General features: G+C 70.0%; 22 protein-coding genes and 1 tRNA gene. 8 read left to right on the top strand and 15 right to left on the bottom strand.

Going from position 1 to position 16,199, the window contains the following annotated elements:
- Positions 1–9: 9 nt before the first annotated feature.
- The gene (locus ACFQ87_RS00725; protein WP_380608737.1) at positions 10–414 is read left to right on the top strand and encodes a hypothetical protein; all 405 of its coding nucleotides are present in this window, start codon (positions 10–12) and stop codon (positions 412–414) included.
- Between the two features lie 42 nt (positions 415–456).
- On the top strand, positions 457–942 hold the full coding sequence (locus tag ACFQ87_RS00720; protein WP_380608345.1) for a hypothetical protein: 486 nt from the start codon (positions 457–459) through the stop codon (positions 940–942).
- A 92-nt stretch (positions 943–1,034) separates the two neighbouring features.
- Here ACFQ87_RS00720 and ACFQ87_RS00715 read toward each other — a convergent pair whose 3' ends face one another.
- Positions 1,035–1,523, bottom strand: a complete 489-nt coding sequence (locus ACFQ87_RS00715; RefSeq protein ID WP_380608344.1) for a YajQ family cyclic di-GMP-binding protein — start codon at positions 1,521–1,523, stop codon at positions 1,035–1,037.
- 216 nt (positions 1,524–1,739) lie between these two features.
- On the opposite strand from ACFQ87_RS00715, the gene ACFQ87_RS00710 reads away from it, so the two are divergent.
- A tRNA-Tyr gene (locus ACFQ87_RS00710) sits at positions 1,740–1,820 on the top strand.
- Positions 1,821–2,120: 300 nt separating this feature from the next.
- Positions 2,121–2,738 carry a hypothetical protein gene (locus ACFQ87_RS00705; protein WP_380608343.1) on the top strand — a complete coding sequence of 206 codons (618 nt, stop codon included), beginning with the start codon at positions 2,121–2,123 and terminating at the stop codon, positions 2,736–2,738.
- A gap of 20 nt (positions 2,739–2,758) precedes the next feature.
- On the opposite strand, the gene ACFQ87_RS00700 is transcribed toward ACFQ87_RS00705, so the two are convergent.
- The 14 genes from ACFQ87_RS00700 to ACFQ87_RS00635 form a co-directional block, all read right to left on the bottom strand.
- Positions 2,759–4,159, bottom strand: coding sequence for a tyrosine-type recombinase/integrase (locus tag ACFQ87_RS00700; RefSeq protein WP_380608342.1), 1,401 nt, complete (start codon positions 4,157–4,159; stop codon positions 2,759–2,761).
- Positions 4,159–4,344, bottom strand: coding sequence for a helix-turn-helix transcriptional regulator (locus ACFQ87_RS00695; RefSeq protein WP_380608340.1), 186 nt, complete (start codon positions 4,342–4,344; stop codon positions 4,159–4,161). Before ACFQ87_RS00695 ends, ACFQ87_RS00700 begins: the two co-directional genes overlap by 1 nt.
- A 255-nt stretch (positions 4,345–4,599) precedes the next feature.
- Positions 4,600–6,597 carry a DUF3987 domain-containing protein gene (locus ACFQ87_RS00690; protein ID WP_380608338.1) on the bottom strand — a complete coding sequence of 666 codons (1,998 nt, stop codon included), beginning with the start codon at positions 6,595–6,597 and terminating at the stop codon, positions 4,600–4,602.
- On the bottom strand, positions 6,594–6,881 hold the full coding sequence (locus tag ACFQ87_RS00685) for a hypothetical protein (RefSeq protein ID WP_380608336.1): 288 nt from the start codon (positions 6,879–6,881) through the stop codon (positions 6,594–6,596). Before ACFQ87_RS00685 ends, ACFQ87_RS00690 begins: the two co-directional genes overlap by 4 nt.
- Before the next feature lie 102 nt (positions 6,882–6,983).
- Positions 6,984–7,169, bottom strand: a complete 186-nt coding sequence (locus ACFQ87_RS00680; RefSeq protein WP_380608335.1) for a hypothetical protein — start codon at positions 7,167–7,169, stop codon at positions 6,984–6,986.
- A gap of 173 nt (positions 7,170–7,342) precedes the next feature.
- On the bottom strand, positions 7,343–8,338 hold the full coding sequence (locus ACFQ87_RS00675) for a hypothetical protein (RefSeq protein WP_380608334.1): 996 nt from the start codon (positions 8,336–8,338) through the stop codon (positions 7,343–7,345).
- Positions 8,338–8,862, bottom strand: coding sequence for a hypothetical protein (locus tag ACFQ87_RS00670; RefSeq protein WP_380608333.1), 525 nt, complete (start codon positions 8,860–8,862; stop codon positions 8,338–8,340). The genes ACFQ87_RS00675 and ACFQ87_RS00670 overlap by 1 nt, the downstream gene beginning before the upstream one ends.
- 3 nt (positions 8,863–8,865) lie before the next feature.
- Positions 8,866–9,231, bottom strand: a complete 366-nt coding sequence (locus tag ACFQ87_RS00665; protein WP_380608332.1) for a hypothetical protein — start codon at positions 9,229–9,231, stop codon at positions 8,866–8,868.
- Between the two features lie 137 nt (positions 9,232–9,368).
- Complete coding sequence (locus tag ACFQ87_RS00660) at positions 9,369–9,548, bottom strand: hypothetical protein (protein ID WP_380608331.1); 180 nt, start codon at positions 9,546–9,548, stop codon at positions 9,369–9,371.
- Complete coding sequence (locus ACFQ87_RS00655; protein WP_380608330.1) at positions 9,548–9,793, bottom strand: hypothetical protein; 246 nt, start codon at positions 9,791–9,793, stop codon at positions 9,548–9,550. Before ACFQ87_RS00655 ends, ACFQ87_RS00660 begins: the two co-directional genes overlap by 1 nt.
- Entirely contained in the window at positions 9,790–9,912 is a 123-nt protein-coding gene (locus ACFQ87_RS00650; protein ID WP_380608329.1) for a hypothetical protein, read from the bottom strand. Before ACFQ87_RS00650 ends, ACFQ87_RS00655 begins: the two co-directional genes overlap by 4 nt.
- A gap of 69 nt (positions 9,913–9,981) precedes the next feature.
- Complete coding sequence (locus tag ACFQ87_RS00645; RefSeq protein WP_380608328.1) at positions 9,982–10,137, bottom strand: hypothetical protein; 156 nt, start codon at positions 10,135–10,137, stop codon at positions 9,982–9,984.
- 18 nt (positions 10,138–10,155) lie between these two features.
- Positions 10,156–11,658, bottom strand: a complete 1,503-nt coding sequence (locus tag ACFQ87_RS00640; RefSeq protein ID WP_380608327.1) for a DUF2637 domain-containing protein — start codon at positions 11,656–11,658, stop codon at positions 10,156–10,158.
- A gap of 101 nt (positions 11,659–11,759) precedes the next feature.
- Entirely contained in the window at positions 11,760–12,008 is a 249-nt protein-coding gene (locus ACFQ87_RS00635) for a hypothetical protein (RefSeq protein ID WP_380608326.1), read from the bottom strand.
- Between the two features lie 513 nt (positions 12,009–12,521).
- Between ACFQ87_RS00635 and ACFQ87_RS00630 the strand changes: the two genes are divergently transcribed.
- From ACFQ87_RS00630 to ACFQ87_RS00615, 4 genes are all read left to right on the top strand, one after another.
- A complete protein-coding gene (locus tag ACFQ87_RS00630) occupies positions 12,522–13,370 on the top strand; it encodes a GntR family transcriptional regulator (protein ID WP_380608325.1) in 849 nt (282 codons plus the stop codon).
- Positions 13,367–14,053, top strand: a complete 687-nt coding sequence (locus ACFQ87_RS00625) for an HAD family hydrolase (RefSeq protein ID WP_380608323.1) — start codon at positions 13,367–13,369, stop codon at positions 14,051–14,053. The genes ACFQ87_RS00630 and ACFQ87_RS00625 overlap by 4 nt, the downstream gene beginning before the upstream one ends.
- Positions 14,054–14,264: 211 nt before the next feature.
- Positions 14,265–15,344, top strand: a complete 1,080-nt coding sequence (locus ACFQ87_RS00620) for a hypothetical protein (protein WP_380608322.1) — start codon at positions 14,265–14,267, stop codon at positions 15,342–15,344.
- A 141-nt stretch (positions 15,345–15,485) separates the two neighbouring features.
- Positions 15,486–15,956: a hypothetical protein gene (locus ACFQ87_RS00615; RefSeq protein WP_380608321.1), complete on the top strand. Its 471-nt coding sequence runs from the start codon at positions 15,486–15,488 to the stop codon at positions 15,954–15,956.
- Positions 15,957–16,199 lie beyond the last annotated feature (243 nt).

The following is a 16,199-nucleotide window of genomic DNA, read 5'->3' as shown; positions in this document are numbered from 1 at the left end:
CTGATCCTGGTGGCCGGCACCCGGCTGGTCTCCGGCATCGTGGAGAGCCGTTACCGGGCCGCCCAGGACTCGATCCGGCTCGCCCCGGCGATGTTCACCGCGGACTCCCCGGCCCGCTCCGAGGCGTACGACGCCATGCTGGCCGCGATCGACCGGCTGCGCGGCGACTTCCGCGCCCACGTGGCCGACGGCCGACTGGACTTCAGCGCCGCGAAGGACGGTTCGCCCGGGTCGCCCGGCCTGTTCGCGAACTTCACCCTGCGGCTCGACCCGGACCGGCTGACCCGGCTGCGATCCCGACTGGGCGAAATCCTCGACGAGCTGAGCGAGGAAGGGCCGAGTACGTCCGAGGATGCGGTGGACGTGACCCTCTTCACCCTGCTCTACGGTCTCCGAGCGGGCACGGAATCATAAATTTCGGGCCGACTGTCAGTGCGGTGGGACACCATGTGCGGCATGTCCTATGAACTCCAGGCGCTGATAGGCACGTTGGAACTGCTGACGCTGGCGGCGGCGGAGGTCCCGGCGGCCCGGGTGGTGCCGCTGGCCCAGGGGCTCGCCCTGATCCCGGTCACCTCCGCCGTGTTGGCGGCGCTGCAAGGCGACGGCGCGGTGCCCAAGGTCGGTGGCGGAGCCGGTTTCGGGTGGCACTCGGACGGCTTCGAACTGCGGCTCGCCGCCTGGTCCAAGGCCGGGCCGATCGCCTGCGTCGAGGCCGAGTACTTCGGCGGCAGCGGGACCCAGCGCGCCGCCGTCTGGGAGGACGGACGGGTGGTCCTCGGGCCGCTCGCCAGTGGGGAGTTCGAGCCGGTCCCCGAAGGCACCCCGATCTCCCGGGCGCTACGCCGGCTCGGCGCGTCCGTCCCCCCGGGGCGGGTGGACGAGTTCGACGCGGTCGGGCTGGCCGCGCACCGCAGCACCGGTGGCTGGGCGGCGGCCTGAAGGTGCGCCGCCGACCGGCCTCACCCGCCGACGCGAACGACCCCGCCCCCGAACCGGGAGCGGGGCCGTGCCGTGGTCCGACCGGACCGGCGTCAGCGGTAGTTCACGAACTGGATCGCGAAGTCCAGGTCCTTGCCCTTGAGCAGGGCCTGGACGGTCTGGAGGTCGTCGCGGCTCTTCGAGCTGACGCGCAGCTCGTCGCCCTGGACCTGGGCCTTGACGCCCTTGGGGCCCTCGTCCCGGATGATCTTCGCGACCTTCTTGGCATCCTCCGTGGTGATGCCCTCCTTCACGTTCGCGAAGATCTTGTACTCCTTGCCGGACAGCTGCGGCTCGGCGGCGTCCAGGGCCTTCAGCGACAGGCCGCGCTTGACGAACTTCGTCTGCAGCACGTCGAGGATGGCCCGAACGCGCTCCTCGCCGTTGGCCTTCATCTCGATCTTCTCGCCGGAGCGGCTGATCTCGCCGCCCACGCCCTTGAAGTCGAAACGGGTGGCGATCTCACGGGAGGTCTGGTTGATCGCGTTGTCGACCTCCTGCCACTCGACCTTCGAGACGATGTCGAAACTGGAGTCGGCCATGGGTGTTGGTCTCCTTGATGCTCTGGCTTCACTGGCACGGCCCGCCCCATTGGGCGTCCGCCGCCCCAGCCTATCCAGCGCCACCCCGGCCCCGCCCGTGACAGCGGTGCGACGCTTCTTGATCGTCGCGTGATCTATCGAGTGGCGGAGCACCCCCCGGGATCAGGTATGGTTTACCAAGTCGAACGGGGCATCGCCCCGGGAAGCGAAAATCCTGGCTGGTTGCCCGAGCGGCCAAAGGGAGCAGACTGTAAATCTGTCGCGCAAGCTACGCAGGTTCGAACCCTGCACCAGCCACAGGATAGAAAACAGCCCCTGATCTGCGGAAACGCAGATCAGGGGCTGTTTCGTTGTGTTCGAACACCGGTCACGCCGGATGGTCGTTTTGGGTGGTTTGTCTCACCTCGTTTCGCCCGGATCCCAGTCCTGACCAGCGGTTCCGGACCAGGGGCGGACCAGGATCAGGGGCGGCCGGGCGTTGTTCGCCGAGATGCTCTACCGGCGGGTTTTCGACCGATTGAGCGCTGGCCGGAGGGGTCTGGCCAAGGACAGTGGAATGATCTATGTCCGGGATCATCAATCAAGGGGGGCAATGGGATGAGGAACAAACGCTTGGCCATCCTGGGCGTGGCCGCCGGAACCGCGCTGCTCGCGGGGTGCGGGTCGTCCGGAACCGCGAACACCGGCGGGGACGCAAAATCCCAGACCGCAGAGGGCGCGCAGGGCACCGCTGTGCGCTATCAGCAGGCGGTCACCGCCCGGGACTGGGCAACCGTGTGCAAGCTGAGGACCGTCGCCTACCAGGGCGGCAGCCTCCAGCGGTGCACCGCAGACCACGTCGAGAGCACCCCGGAAGCGACCAGCCCAGGCAAGCCGAGCGCAAGCCCTTCCGAGCCGGCGGGCATCTACGCAGACGGCTCAACCGTCCCTCCGATGGCCACCCCGAGCCCGGCCGACACCCGACCTGCGACGATCGGTCCAGTAACCGCTGAGCGGACCGAACAGGTTCCTGCGCTCAGCCAGCACCCGGCCGGCACCGGTGTGATGGTCGTCTTCCAGGTCACCCAGCCAGACGGCGCCAGCAGCACTGACCGGCGCGCGATCCGACTCGTCCAGGACGGCGCCGGCTGGAAGGTCGACCAGGCCGGCGACGTCCACGACTCCGACATGACCCTGAGCGACCCGCTACGAGCGGCGTTGGCCGTTGCCCCCTGACGACACGGGTCAGGTGCGGCTCAGGGGTCCTCGGTTGTTGGCGTGGACGTCGTCCGCCGCTGAAGTCGCTCGGTGATGAGCCGGTTGGCGTGGTCCTCGTCGCCGTGGATGCACTTGGCGTAGACCCGGAGCAGGACGGCGATGCTGTGCCCCGCGCGACGGGCGCACTCGGCCACCGGCACACCGGAGGCCAGCCAGAGCGAGATCCCGGCGTGCCGGGCGTCGTACGGGCGCTTGGCGAGCGGGGTGGCCTGCTCCTCCTCGGTGAACACGTCGGCCCGTGCGGCGGCCCAGACGACGCCGTACCCGCTCTCCTGCACCATGCCGTTCCGGAAGGTCCGGAACAGGCGGCCGTCGGGCGCGGTGCCGTGCAGCTCGATGTGCTCCCGCAGCAGCTTCACCAGCTCGGGCGGGATCGGGACCGGGCGGGTGGCCTTCTCCGGCCGGTGCTTCAAGCCCCGGGGATCGTGGGATGCGCCGCTGTCGGTCCAGGACGACCCGACGCGGGGGCTGTTCCCGTTGAGGTTGAGCTTTCCCCAACCCTCCGCCGGCAGGACGCACCGGTCCCTGCGGAGGTGGACCACCTCACCCGGACGCATGCCCGCGTAGTACATGCACCCGAAGAACGCCACCAGCCGCGGCCCGCGCCTCCCCTGCCGGCCGACGGCCTCCAGCATCGCGGCGGCCTGCTCGGGGCTCATGACGTACTCGGGGTCGACCTCCTCCTCGGCTCGGGGTGGCTGCCACTGCACCGACGGCAGCGGGTTGGCGGTCAGAAGGCCGTCCTCGACGGCACGGCCCAGGACGTGGTTCAGGATCCGGCGCTTCCGGAGCGTGGTGGAGGCGGCGGCCTTGGTGCCGTCCAGCTTCACCGAGAGGGCGGCGAGCAGGCGGCGGACCATCTTCGGGTCCGCCAGCTCGGACACGTCCACCGAGTTCCGAGCGACCCAAGCCAACGCCTTGGCGACCTCGACCGGCGGCTCATCGGTCCATCGGTTCACGTTGAAGGCCCAGCCGTACAGCGCGCGCCGCACGAGCAGCTTGTCGGGCATCCCGGTCTTGCTCTTGACCAGCTCGAACGTGACGCTCGCCAAGGCGTCGGCCCACGTCGTCCGCGTCTTGGCCGGGGCGCCGTCCCACCGGGCCTCGACGTAGTTCCGGCCGTGCTGGTACCAGGTAACGGAGTTCTGCTCCTCCTGGCGCTTGCGAAGCTCGGCGAGCGGGAGGCCCGTCTCGGTGTCGAAGGGCTGGTGGGAGGCCGCTGCGACGAGCAGTTCGGCCTTCCGGCCGTCCGCCTGGGTCTTCGTGAGGTAGGACTCGGAGAACTCCCGGCCATTCACCGTCCACCGGACCATCCACGGCTTGCGGCGGTCGGGACGGTGGCGGTGGTCCCAGAACGTGACCTTGTAGGAGGTGGGCATCAGGCGGCCACCTCGCAGGAGTCGAGCCACGCGTTCAGGTCGGCCCGGTCGACTCGGACCTGACCGTTCGGGAGCTTGATGAGGCGCGGGCCCTTGCCCCGGGCGCGCATCCGGTAGAAGGCGGCACGGGACATCCCGAGTTCGGCGAGCACGACGGCGAGCTTGAGCAGTTCGCGCTTGGGCATGGCGAAGTCTCCTGCTGTGGGTGTGGATGATGCTTGCGGAGTGTTGCGAGCCCTCTCGCGGGCGGATGCGGAGGGTGGAAAGCGTCAGGGATGTCAGGGGAACTCGCTGACCTGCAGATATCGCCCCTGTCGGGGCGTCAGGGGTTGTCAGGGCTGTCAGGGGATCTCGGTTATCCCTGAATGCCCTGACGGTCCCTGACAGGCCGCCTGGTGGCGATTGGGCTGGTCAGGGCTTTGTCCTGACATCCCTGACGATTACGCGGTCGTGTCCGGGACCGTGAGGGTGCTCACGGTCGGGTGGACGCGGTAGGTGACGGCCTGGGGGCGGCCGCGCTGGCCGCTGGCGGTGGGCTGGTCGGTGCGAAGCCAGCCGTGCTGTTCCAGCAGGTGCAGGGCGGGTTCGACGTCGGCGACCTTCTTGAACCGCCGGGACGACGCGACGGCGTCGTGGGCCTTGATGTGGGTGCGGTGGGTGCCGTCCTTCTTCGGTCGCTGGAGCCACTGGAGGAGCGCGTGGGCGTCCTCGGTGGCGGGGTCGGCGGCGATGAGGTCGAAGACCGCGAGGGTGTGGGCGGTGTAGTAGTCCGCGATCTCGGCGGCGCGGTCGACGGTGGCGGCCTCCAGGCCGGCACGCCAGGCGTTGCTGTCCCGGTCGGAGGCGATGTGGTCGGCGAGGTGGAGCAGGACGGCGATTCGCGCGATGTGGCCGACCAACTTGCCGGCCCAGTCCTTGATGTGGGAGAGCGGCTGGTCGGGCCGGAGCTGCACCTCGACGCGCTCCTGGAGGCGCTCGATCGCGAGGTCGGCGGCCTGGTCCATGAGCACGGCCACGGGTTCGGTGAGGTCGGTCATGGCGCGGAGCAGGCGGGTCAGGTTGCGGTCGTAGGCGTTCGCCACCTTGTCGGGGATGGGGGCGGTGCGGACCTTGCGGTAGCCCAGGTTGGAGGGCGGCAGGGAGTAGAGGAAGCGGGCGAGCAGGCCCCGGTCGCGGGCTCCGGGGGCGGTGCCGAGTTCCTGGAGGACGGCGGGCTGCGGGGTCACGCCGATGGTGAGGGCGGGCTTGTCGACCGTGGGCTGCTCGCGGGTGATCCGGTCGGACTGGAGCCGCTCGCCCTTGTGGGCCTGCAGGAACACCCCCAGGTTCGGCTTGCTGCTGTAGCGGCCGACCATGCTGTCGAACAGGTCGCCCTCCGGGGAGAGCGCGGCCAGGCACCGGTGGACGGCGAGCTGGCTGGTAACGGTCTCCGGGGTGATGTCCCCGGACAGCGTCAGCCGCGGGCTCGGCGGGACGGTGATCTCCTCGGCGAGCATCTTCGCGGCGGAGATCTCCGCGATGAGCCGGGTGCGGTCGAGGTCGGGGTTCTTGCGGGCCTTGGCCATCAGGGCGTCGACCTCCGCCAGCGCGGCGTCCTTGGCGGTCTCGGCCTCGATGATCACCGTCCTGGCGCCGGCCTGGAGCTCCGCCTCGACCTTGTAGACCGGGCCCATCGTGAACGCGAACACGTCGGACTTGCGGCTGGCCGGGGGCATCGCGCAGGTCAGGTAGAGGTTCGACTGCTCGCGCCAGCCGGGCCGGATCTCCACGTTCACCCGGCCGCCGGCAGCGGTCGAGAGCGCGGCGAGCGCCATGGTGGCGGCCGCGTCGGGCGGGGTCTGGGTGAACTCGGCGACCGCCTCGACGTAGGCGCCGACCCACCCGGGCAGGGCCTGGACGGGGAAGATGGGCAAGGCGCCGTGGGAGCCGAGCGGGACGGGATCGAGCCAGGTGTCTCCGGCAGCGAGGTCCGCGAGCATGGAGAGGGCAGCAGTCCGGACGGCGTCCAGGTCGGCCTGGTCCTCGCCGGCCATGGCCATGTGGGCCAGGCGGCTGGTGGCAGTGCCGATGCGGCGGCGCTCGGCGGCGTGGCGCACGATCTCGGCGTAGTAGTCGCCGTTGGCGGCGGTGGGGGTCGCCTCGATGCAGGTGTGCAGGTAGCTGGGCCCGCCGATGCGGCCCAGGTCGCCTTGGGCGCGCAGGACACCGGCCAGCAGCATCGGGTCGACCGGCCGCTCACCGCTGGCCATGCGGGTGATGGCGCGCCAGATCGTCTCGTGCGCGGGGTGGTAGAACGCGCTCGGGTCGCCGAGCTGGGCGGCCAACGCCGGGATCTGGGCGGGGTCGAGCAGGGCAGCGCCGATGACGGCCTGCTCGGCGGCCTTCACCTCGACGGGCTCCGGCCGGAACGGGATCACGTTCAGGGAGTTCTCGGTCACCGCTCCTCCTCGTTGGGGAGCTGGTGGTGGTCGAGCCAGGCGAACGCGGAGGTGGTCTGGGCGCGCTTGTAAACCTCGATGGCCGCGCCGGGGACGCTGCCGGGGTGGACCCGGGGGTCGATGAGGCTGGCGTACAGGCGGATGCCGTGGTGCACGCAGGCCTTGGCGGCGTCGCCGTGCCGGTCGAGGACGGTCACGGCGTCACGCGGGCCCTCGCAGGGGCTGGCGTCGCCGAGGTGGGCGGCCTCGCAGCGGGGCTGCGGCGCGGTGGTGTTTCCGGGCATGCTGGAGTCCTCTGGTCTCTGAGAGGGATCGGATTGGTCCCGCAGCAACCGGCTGTCACCCGGCAAGGTCGGCGGTTGCTGCGGGGCTTTGTGCTGTGTCGGTCAGTCGCCTTCGGGGCCACAGAGGCAGTTCTCGGGGGTGGCGCCCTGGCCGATCTGGCAGGCGCAGTAGATGAGCCCGAGCGGGGTGTCGACGGGCTCACCGCCGGTGCAGTGGTCGCACTCGCCCGGCGCCCAGTCGGCGGCGTCGTACTCGTCGTAGTCGTCGTACACAGTGGTGCCTTTCATCGGGAAGCCCGGCGGGGCGGCCGTCGCGGGGCCGCGCCGCCGGGCCTGTGAGGGGGTGTCAGGGGCCGCCGTTGCGGGGCGGCTTTCGTGGTGATCCACATCCCCTTCCGGGGAGGGGCTAGATCTGGGGCTAGACGTAGTCGCTAGATGGCTGACCTGCGCGTCTAGTGCGTCTAGGCGGTCTGCCGAGTGGCGAGGGAGGGGCTCTGGAAGGGGGCGTCCTCCCCCGCGATCGAGGGCTCGTCGTGGGTCAGGTCGGGGACCAGGTGGGCGGGTAGCCGCGGGGAGTGGCCGAGCGCCTTGGTGAGTTGGTCGCACCGGACGCCGAGCTGGTTGTCGCCCTTGATGCTGATCCCGGTGACGGGCAGACCCGCGTCGCGGAGCTTGGCGGGGAAGCTCGACTTCGTGAAGCCGAGGTAGCGGCCGGACTCCTGGAGGCCGTTGAGGAGGTCCACGACGTGGACGCCTGCGCGGCCCTGGAGGTCGGCGTGGGCGACGGCGTGCTCGACGTAGAGGCGGAGCTCGTCGCGCCACTCCCCGGAGTCGACCGGTACTGGCGCCGACTCCGGTTCCTCTCCCGGCTTCACCACGTTGGCGGACGCGATCGGCAGCACGAGCGGCGTCGCGGCGACCAGTTCGGCCGGCACCGCGCGGACGACGAGGTTGAACGGCTTGTCCCCGCGTGCCAGGCAGGCGCCGACTCCCCCGAGCACGCTGAACAGGAACACGTTGCCGCTGACTATCCATGAGGCGGTCAGCATCCCGGCGACCGGTGACGCGAGTATCGCGCACCGCCAGGTGGCGATCCGGTGGCGTCGGTGCTTCACGTGGCCCGGGTCGAGTACCGGCACGGTGAACTCGCCCAACGCGTTTAGCGCGGCGTCGTGGCGCCGGGCCTCGAAGTCGGCGGTGGCCAGCGCGGTCATCTGGGCCGGGACCAGGCCGCCGTTCTCGTCGGCGGACCGGCGGAGCCGGGTGGCCTGCTTGTGGGCGGTCTTTGCCTGGCGGCTGGCCTCGGCCACGGCGGTGGCGTGGGCCTCCTGGCGGGCCTTGACGATGCGCCGGATGATCTCCTCTTCCGACACGGTGTGGCCACCGGCCCAGTGGGCGAGGAACAGCGCGATGTGCTGGGCACCGCGCTGGGTGCGGACGATGGTGGGCCCGGCCATCAGCCGATCACCTGCTCGCCGATCCAGGAGACCAGCGGGACGCCGAGCATCGCGGCCCAGCCGCCGATGGAGGAGGCGATGCCCCAGGTGGCGCCGGTCAGGGCGCCGGAGAGGGCCAGGGCCCGTTCCTTCCAGCTCTTGGCGAAGTAGATGAACAGGCCGACGCCGACGACCAGGACCAGGACGATCCAGGAGCCGGAGTAGCCCAGGACCTCGCCGGCGGAGACGTCGACGGCGCCGGCGCCGTCCTGGCCGATGCCGACGTGGCCGACCGCCTGCCCGGCCTTGTTCCCGGTGCCGGTGAAGCCCCCGGAGATCTTGCCGACCAGGCCGCCGGTCACGGAGCTGGCCAGGACCATGGTGGCGGCGGGTCCGGCCCAGGGCAGCCAGGTGGTGCGGCGCTTCAGCACGGCCAGGGTCCGGCCGTTGGAGTAGTAGAGCGTCATGCCGGTCACGGCCATGGTGGCGAAGCCCATAGCGGCCCCGGCGCGGGTGACGACGTGGGTGAAGTCGATCAGGTCCATCGATCAGCTCTCCATGATCCAGGCGACGATGAGGTCGCGGACGGGGGCGGCGTAGAGGGTGCCGCTGATCGCGGTCACCAGGGCGACGGCGGCCAGGCGCCGCACGATGGGGCGGATACGGCCATTGGTCATGACCACCGAGGCGTACACGCCGGTCATGAAGGTCAGGCCGATGGCGGCGCGGGGGCCGTAGAGGCCGATCAGGGGCATCGCGGCGAAGCTGGTCCACCAGGGGCCGAGGACGGCGCCGGTGCACAGGGTCGCGGCGGTGCGGACCGGGTGCTGCAGACGGGTCGCGCGCTTGACGCGGTCCCAGTCGACGGCCTTGTGGTGGTCGGCGGGCAGTTGGGGGATCTGGTCGTAGCTCACCGGTTCTCCTCCCGGCGGAGGAGCCACACGGCGACGCCGGCACCGACCGCGAGGATCGGGTAGAGCAGGCTCAGGAGCCAGTCCATGGTCAGTTCTCCAGGTAGGGGCCCGGCCGGGGAGGCCGGGCCCGGGGAAGGTCAGGAGGAGCGCCGGGAGGCGTCCGGGGTGTGCCGCCAGTTCGTGATGGAGCGGCTGGTGGGGAGCGCATCGATCGCGGCGTTTCCGGCACGGTCGGCCTTGCGTACGGCCTTCGCCCTGCGCTGCTGGCGGGACTTGGGCTGGGACTCGGTGGGCTGCTTCTTGCCGATGCCGAACATCAGGCGCCCTCCCCGATCCGGCCGACGAGAACGAACGGCTCGCCGTCCAGCTCGCAGATCGCGCGGAACTGGGCGGGACGCCGTCCGTCGCTGGAGGCGTCGGAAACCTCCAGGCGGCGACACCACTGCTGGCGGGCCAGGCCGCAGACGTCGTCGGTCGTCACGGGCTCGGCCAGGCGGTAGGCGAGGCCGCCGCCGTCGAGGCGGGCGATGCCGAGGCCGGGCACCTCCTTGTGCGTGTTCATCGGGCACCGCCCTTCGCACCGACGAGACGGGTGAGCAGGCGAGCGGCGGCGCCGGCGGCGTGGGCGCGGTCCTCGTTGGTGATGGGCGGGATGGGGAGCGGGGTTCTGGTCAGGGTCATGACACTGCCCTCCGTGTGCAGGGTTAGGGGAAGCCGAACCGGCAGGGGGTGCTGTGGAGATGGGCAGCTTCAGTTCAGGGGGCTGGGGTTGGTGTGCATCGGGTCGTCGGCGCAGTCCTCGGCCCAGCACTGGTGGGCCCAGCAGGTGCGGCGGTCGTCGCCGTGCATGCCAGCCTCCTCCAGCCGGTTGTCGCGCTCGATGGCGTCGGCGAGCTTCTTGCCCATGGAGGCCTCCTGTGCTGGTCAGATGGTCAGCGCGGCGGGGTTGTAGCCGGAGGCGAGCAGTTCGGCGGCCTCGGCCCGGCGCCCGGAGGAGGTGGCGAGGGAGACACCGAGCGCTTCGGCGATGGTCTGGAGATCGACGGCGTCCGGGTTGCCGGCGCCATCGGCGAGGATCATCCGGGCGACCTTGCGAGTGGCCCGGGCGGAGGGCGTCAGCTTCGCCTCGTCCTCCATTTCAACCGCGCGCAGCTCGACTTCAGCCGCGCGCTGGTGGGCTTCAGCGGCACGCAACCGGGCCGCCTCGGCAGCCTCTTCGGTGTCGGCCTGGGTGCGCTTGGCGGTGGCCGCGTCGCGCTCGGCTTCGGCCGCGCGGCGGCCCGCTTCAGCGGCAGCCTCCTCCGTTTCAGCCGCAGCCTTCGTCGTTTCAGCCGCGCTCAGACGGGCGGACTGAGTGGCCTCCTCATCCTCGGCCCGGGCCCGCTCGACAGCCGCCGCCTCGCGGTCCGTTTCAGCGGCACGGCGCCGGGTTTCAGCGGCGGCCTGCTCCGTTTCAGCGGCAGTCCGGTCGGTTTCAGCGGCGCGTTGGCGGGCCTCGGCGGCCTCCTGCTCGGCGGCGGCGGCCTTCAGCTCCTCCTCGGCCTGGTCGAGCCGTTCGGCGGCTTCCGCCTCCCGGCCGGCGGCCAGCGACCGGGCCTGGGCCTGGGCACGCGCGGCGGCGGTCTCGGCGCCGACCTCGTACCCGGCCGCCTCGACCCGACCCGCCGTGCGCAGGCTGGAGATCTGGGCGTCGGCGGCCCGGGCCTCGGCGCGGGCCTCGATCTCGGCCTCGAACGCGGCCTGTCGTTCGGCCCGCAGCCGGGCACGTTCCTCGGCCTCCATCGGCAGGGCCAGGGCCTCGTCCACGCTCAGCCCGAAGCGCTCCATGGTGAGCGGAAGGCGCTGGTCAGCGGGGGCCTTGCGCCAGTCCCCGTCATGCTCGCGCTCCAGCATCACCCGGTAGACGAGCCGCTCCCGCTCCAGCGCGACCGCCCGCTCGTAGGAGGCGATGCCGTTCAGGCGCATCCGCCGGTACATCTTGAAGGACGGCCATGGGGCGAGGAGCCACCGGTTCAGCGGCACCCCGTCGCTCTGGTGGCCGGCCTCGATCCGGGTGATCCGGATGGCCAGGCGTCGCCCGGCCTCGACCACCGCGACGAACATGATCGGGATGACCGCGTGCATCGCCGTGCCGGTCGGGTTCTTCAGCAGCGGCCCGGCGGAAGCGGCGTTGAAGTAGATCGTCGCGGCGGTGAAACCGTGGGCCAGCAACCTGAGCATCGGCCACGGGGTGCCCTTGCGGATCAGGTGTAGATCCATCGCGAGCAGGGCCACGATCCCGGCGTCCACACCGACCGGGAACGCGTAGCTGAAGTCCCCGAAGCCGTGCCTGAAACCCAGGTCCCGCAGCGCGGCGTAGGAGCCGCAGAACCCGATCCCCGCGAGTGCCGTGCCACCGACCGCAGCCAGGATCGTCAGCCCCAGCATCAGCGCGCCGGGGGTCGTCGCCGACGCGGTTGAAGCGGCGGGCCGTGTGGTTGAAGCGGCGGCGGGCGGGGCTGAAACGGCCGCCGGCGCGGCCATGGTCGTCACGCGGCCACCCGCTCGACGCTCGCCATGCGGCGAACGACCGCCGGGAACCGCAGCGGCACCGGCGCCATCTTCAGCAGCCGCTCGGCGTAGGCGGCCAGCTCCGGGTCCTCCCGGCGCAGGTCCGCCAGCACCGCGTACGCCACGTCCAACCGGGCCTGGCGCTCGACCGCCGACTCGCCGGGCACGCCGGCGAACAGCTCCTCGTCCACGCCCAACGCCAGCTCCGCGAACTCCTTGGAGTCCAAGGCATGTTGACCTGCAACAATCGACTTCACGGGTCTACCTCTTCCAGTGGGAGGTGGGCCCCAGGGGCTGCCGCGCGCCCGGCCAAGGAAAGCGCGGCGGCCCCGAATTCAGGGCCAGCTACTCGTCACGTCACGAGCAGCCATGACCCCCGACCCGCCTCAGGCGGCACGGATCGGGGACCAAAGACACTCGTTCGTTGAGGCCGCGCCGGTCCGGCGCCGAGGAGTTCAGCGGCGAGCTGGCGGGGGGGGTGCGTCTTTCAGGGCAGACGCGGACCTTTCGGCCCATGCCATCCGCATGCCAAGGCGCGGTCGACCTCGGCCCGATCTGTCCCGGGCCTCTTCGCCTATCCCCATAGGCGCATTTGTGCAGCTCAGAGCAGCCCAAAGAAGGCCCCTCCGTGTCGCCCCTGTCTCACTCGGTGCGGCACTCACAACATAGACAACCTGCTTAGGCAGGTCAAGGGAGTTGGGTTTCTCGCGCCTGTTGGGCACCTCCCCTAGCATTGGCCCATGGCCCTAGACCCGGATGACTCTCGCCCCCCGTATCAGCAGGTCGGTAGCTCTCTGCGGGCCTCGATCCTCACGAAGAAGCCGGGCTTCGAGACCGGCGACAAGCTCCCCTCTGGCCCCGAGCTGGCGAAGCACTTCGGCGTGGCGCGCGGCACGGTGGACAAGGCGCTCGACCTGCTCCGCACCGAGGGGCTGATCGTGACCCGGCAGGGGAGCGGCTCGTTCGTGCGGGAGCGCACCTCTCGGCCGGTCGGGCTGCGGCCGCACCTGGAGGCGGCCTTCGAGCAGCAGCAGGTGACCCTCGACTTCGCCGGGTTCTCCAGCGAGACCCTTCACAACGCGCTGCAGGAGCCGCTCGACAAGGTCCGCTCCGGCCGGCTGGCGCCGGAATCCATCACGGTCCGCCTGCTACTGCCGGACACCACGGCGCCCATGGCGGTTCCGGTCCTGGTAGACGGGCTCCAGGACGAGGCCGCCCTCCGGCAGCGCGCGCGCAACATCGCCCTGACGAACGCCGGCGGGATCGCGCACTCGGTGGAGATGCTCGCTGAGCTGGGGCTCGTCCAGAAGGCGAGCGTTCAGGTCAAGGTGCACCGGGCGTCCAGCCTGTTCAAGCTGTACATCCTGAACCGGTCGGAGGCGTTCTTCGGGTTCTACCCGCTCCGCGAGCGCACCGTGTCGATCGACGACACGACCCACACCTTCTACGACGTGACCGGCAAGGACACCACCCTGTTCCACCACGCCGCCGGCCCGGACGACGCCTCGCTCGGATCGCAGTATGTCCAGCAAGCCCAGATGTGGTTCGACAGCGTGTGGAGCACGATCGCCTACGAGCGGCAGCCATGACCACCACCCCTCAGCAACTCGCCGACGTGCTGCGGCCGGTGAAGCACGTACTCCTCGACTTCGACGGTCCGGTGTGCTCGGTCTTCGCCGGCCTCCCTGCCCCGGAGGTCGCGCGCCGCCTCCGTGAGGGCCTGCTCGCTGCCGGCGAGCAGGCCCCGGCCGGGGCGGAGGAGGAGACCGACCCGCTCGCCCTGCTCCGGCTGGTCTCGGATGCCCGGCCCGATCTCACGGAGAGCGCGGACGCCGCGCTGGCCGCGCTGGAGACCGACGCTGTTCGGGTAGCCCGCCCGACCCCAGGCGGAGAATCGGTTCTGTGTGCTGCTGCCCGCTCCGGTCGGCTGGTCTCGGTGGTCAGCAACAACGCGGGCGAGGCAATCGAGGCCTACCTTGCCGAGCATGGCCTCAGCGACTACGTGGCCGGCGTCTTCGGGCGCGCCCCAGGCGACCCCTCGTCCATGAAGCCGAACCCGCGCCTCCTGTTCGAGGCTATGGAAGCCGCGGGCACCAGGCCGGAGCACTGCATCTTCATCGGGGACGCGGCCCGCGACGTCGAGGCCGGGGAGGCTGCCGGCGTCCCGACGATTGGCTACGCCAACAAACCGGGGAAGGGTGCCAAGCTGGCCGCCGCCGGCGCCGTGGTGATCGTGGACTCCATGCGGCTCATTGCTGGCGCCTTGAGCTGACACGCTGGGCTGTCGCGCGAAGGTCGGGGTCGGCAGCGCATCACCGGACCCCGTCCTTTCGCGCTTGGGATCGTCGCCAGCAGATCGTCCTTGACGGCTTCCTCTCCGGCACCGGCCTCTCCCTCGACCTGCCGCCGCCATCACCTCGAAGCGCCGAGGTCAGTATCCGAAAGCGCCAACTTGAAGACCGGCACGGGGCTACCTTGGCCCGGTGACGACATCTGACCAGGTGCCATCGGCCCAACTTGGCTTGCTTGATCTGTCAGTTGACCTTTCCGTGCCCGAGGTCTACTCGGGCACAGACTTCACGGTCTACCTCCATATCAAGAACCCGTTCGCCCTGCCCGCCTGGATCGACTCGGTGGAGTTGAGCCTTCCTACGCAGCTTCTGTGGCGCCCAAATCTCCCCGAGGAACCAGACAAACAGGGGCGGGAGCGGCGCCAGGAAAGGAAGGTTATCAAGCAGATCCTAAAGCGAGATAAAGAGATACGGAATCTCCGGGAGAAGTTGGCGGATCTGGGGGAGTCTGCTACCTCCGAGCGTCGGCGCATCGAGGATCAGGTTAGTGACCTGGAAGCGCAGAACAGGTTGTCGTGGGCGAAGATTGAATCTCAGGTTGAAATCGACTCCCGCGACGGCACCGTCAACCTGGAGGGATTTCTCAGAAATGTCCGTGTCAACTCCATGGATAGCACGGTAAATATCAAGATGCGAGACGCGAGCGAGCGCGTAAAGCTGATCGGCTCGCTCCCCGACGGCGCAGCCCTTGAACCTGGCTGCACGGATGTATGGACCATCCGTCTGGGAACCAACAAGGGCCCCTTCTTCATCCCGGCGAAGTATCACCTGCAACTGACAGTCATTTACGCTCTAGAGCCCTCGGTCGCGGGCTCCGAGGGCCCTACCGCCCCAGCTGCTGCGGGGAGCGATCAGGAGCGCCCACGCCGACGGATATTCTCCAACACCACGTCGTTCACGGTGCCGGTGAAATCTGCGCTTCGGAACGTCATGCTCGGTGGCGTCGCGGGAGGGGCGGTCGGGAGCGCCGCGCGCTCGCTGCAGAACGCGGGAACCTTGGACGCCATGGCGTCAGCCCGACTTGGCATCTCCGTGGCATCGCTGCTCCTCTCAGTAATCCTGAGCTGGGCCGCCATTATCTTCTCCGCACGTAAGTCCGAGGCCCAATCCTTCGTAACTGTCGAGGACTTCTGGGGCGGACTGCTCATCGGATTCCTCATCGGCTACTCAGGAACAGCCGCCTTCACCAACATCACAGGAGTGAAGGCATAGCGCATCACCACCAAATCGGCTAGTAAACGACGTTCACCCTTCGCCCTCGGCTCCGGTCACAGCCGGGAAGCCTCTGTAGCGATTTCGCTGTGTTGGGCGTTGTTCTTCCCAGGGGTGGTCGCACTCGGTAGGTTTTGGGTGGTGATTACTCAGATCGTCACGCTGGTGGGCGTCCTGTTGGGTGCGCTCACCTCGTTCGTGGCCACCGGGTGGGCGGAGCGGACCAAGCATCGGCGGCTGATGGCCGCGCGGTGGGACGAGCGGAAGCTCGACACCTACGTGCAGTACGCGACCTGCGTGAAGGAGATCGACGCGGTCGCCAAGCGGGCCAGACAGGCTGAGGCGGGCTCGACGGTGCGGGCGGAGTTCCTGGCGACGATGGAGCAGGCGGAGATCCAGCGATCGGCGCTCTTCGAGACGCTCGTGCTGCTCGCGAGTCCGGCCGCCGTGGAGGCGGCGAAGGCGGTGAACATCGTGCTATGGGAGTCCGAGATTGCCGCCCGCGAGCACACTGCGGTGTCGACCACCCCTGTCCTGGTCGAGTTGCTCAACGCCTATCACACTCAGGCCCGGCTGGACCTCGGCGTCGGCGGTCCGGCCGGCGGGGCGTGAGCTGAGACACAGAAGGGCCGCGTCGGGCAGCGAAGATCGCTGCCCGACGCGGCCCTTCAGGTGCTCGCGGAGGTGAGGTGGCAGGGGGCCGTCGAGACCATGATCCGGACCAGGCGCGGACCAGATCCGGCCTAGGATCGGGAGTTGCCTGGTCAGCGCCCGCCTGGTCAGCGGCCTGTAAATCTGTCGCGCAAGCTACGCAGGTTCGAACCCTGCACCAGCCACAGGATAGAAAACAGCCCC

The organism is Kitasatospora sp. NPDC056531 (genome assembly GCF_042794375.1).
In the GTDB taxonomy this organism is placed as follows: Bacteria; Actinomycetota; Actinomycetes; order Streptomycetales; family Streptomycetaceae; genus Kitasatospora.
Note: the sequence above shows the minus strand (reverse complement) of the source record. Positions and strands in the feature narration are given on the sequence as shown.

Coding starts and splice junctions, on each gene's coding strand:
- ACFQ87_RS00720 (WP_380608345.1), top strand. CDS start 457: ATGTCCTATGAACTCCAGGCGCTGATAGGCACGTTGGAACTGCTGACG.
- ACFQ87_RS00715 (WP_380608344.1), bottom strand. CDS start 1,523: ATGGCCGACTCCAGTTTCGACATCGTCTCGAAGGTCGAGTGGCAGGAG.
- ACFQ87_RS00705 (WP_380608343.1), top strand. CDS start 2,121: ATGAGGAACAAACGCTTGGCCATCCTGGGCGTGGCCGCCGGAACCGCG.
- ACFQ87_RS00700 (WP_380608342.1), bottom strand. CDS start 4,159: ATGCCCACCTCCTACAAGGTCACGTTCTGGGACCACCGCCACCGTCCC.
- ACFQ87_RS00695 (WP_380608340.1), bottom strand. CDS start 4,344: ATGCCCAAGCGCGAACTGCTCAAGCTCGCCGTCGTGCTCGCCGAACTC.
- ACFQ87_RS00685 (WP_380608336.1), bottom strand. CDS start 6,881: ATGCCCGGAAACACCACCGCGCCGCAGCCCCGCTGCGAGGCCGCCCAC.
- ACFQ87_RS00680 (WP_380608335.1), bottom strand. CDS start 7,169: ATGAAAGGCACCACTGTGTACGACGACTACGACGAGTACGACGCCGCC.
- ACFQ87_RS00675 (WP_380608334.1), bottom strand. CDS start 8,338: ATGGCCGGGCCCACCATCGTCCGCACCCAGCGCGGTGCCCAGCACATC.
- ACFQ87_RS00670 (WP_380608333.1), bottom strand. CDS start 8,862: ATGGACCTGATCGACTTCACCCACGTCGTCACCCGCGCCGGGGCCGCT.
- ACFQ87_RS00660 (WP_380608331.1), bottom strand. CDS start 9,548: ATGTTCGGCATCGGCAAGAAGCAGCCCACCGAGTCCCAGCCCAAGTCC.
- ACFQ87_RS00655 (WP_380608330.1), bottom strand. CDS start 9,793: ATGAACACGCACAAGGAGGTGCCCGGCCTCGGCATCGCCCGCCTCGAC.
- ACFQ87_RS00650 (WP_380608329.1), bottom strand. CDS start 9,912: ATGACCCTGACCAGAACCCCGCTCCCCATCCCGCCCATCACCAACGAG.
- ACFQ87_RS00645 (WP_380608328.1), bottom strand. CDS start 10,137: ATGGGCAAGAAGCTCGCCGACGCCATCGAGCGCGACAACCGGCTGGAG.
- ACFQ87_RS00640 (WP_380608327.1), bottom strand. CDS start 11,658: ATGCTGGGGCTGACGATCCTGGCTGCGGTCGGTGGCACGGCACTCGCG.
- ACFQ87_RS00630 (WP_380608325.1), top strand. CDS start 12,522: ATGGCCCTAGACCCGGATGACTCTCGCCCCCCGTATCAGCAGGTCGGT.
- ACFQ87_RS00625 (WP_380608323.1), top strand. CDS start 13,367: ATGACCACCACCCCTCAGCAACTCGCCGACGTGCTGCGGCCGGTGAAG.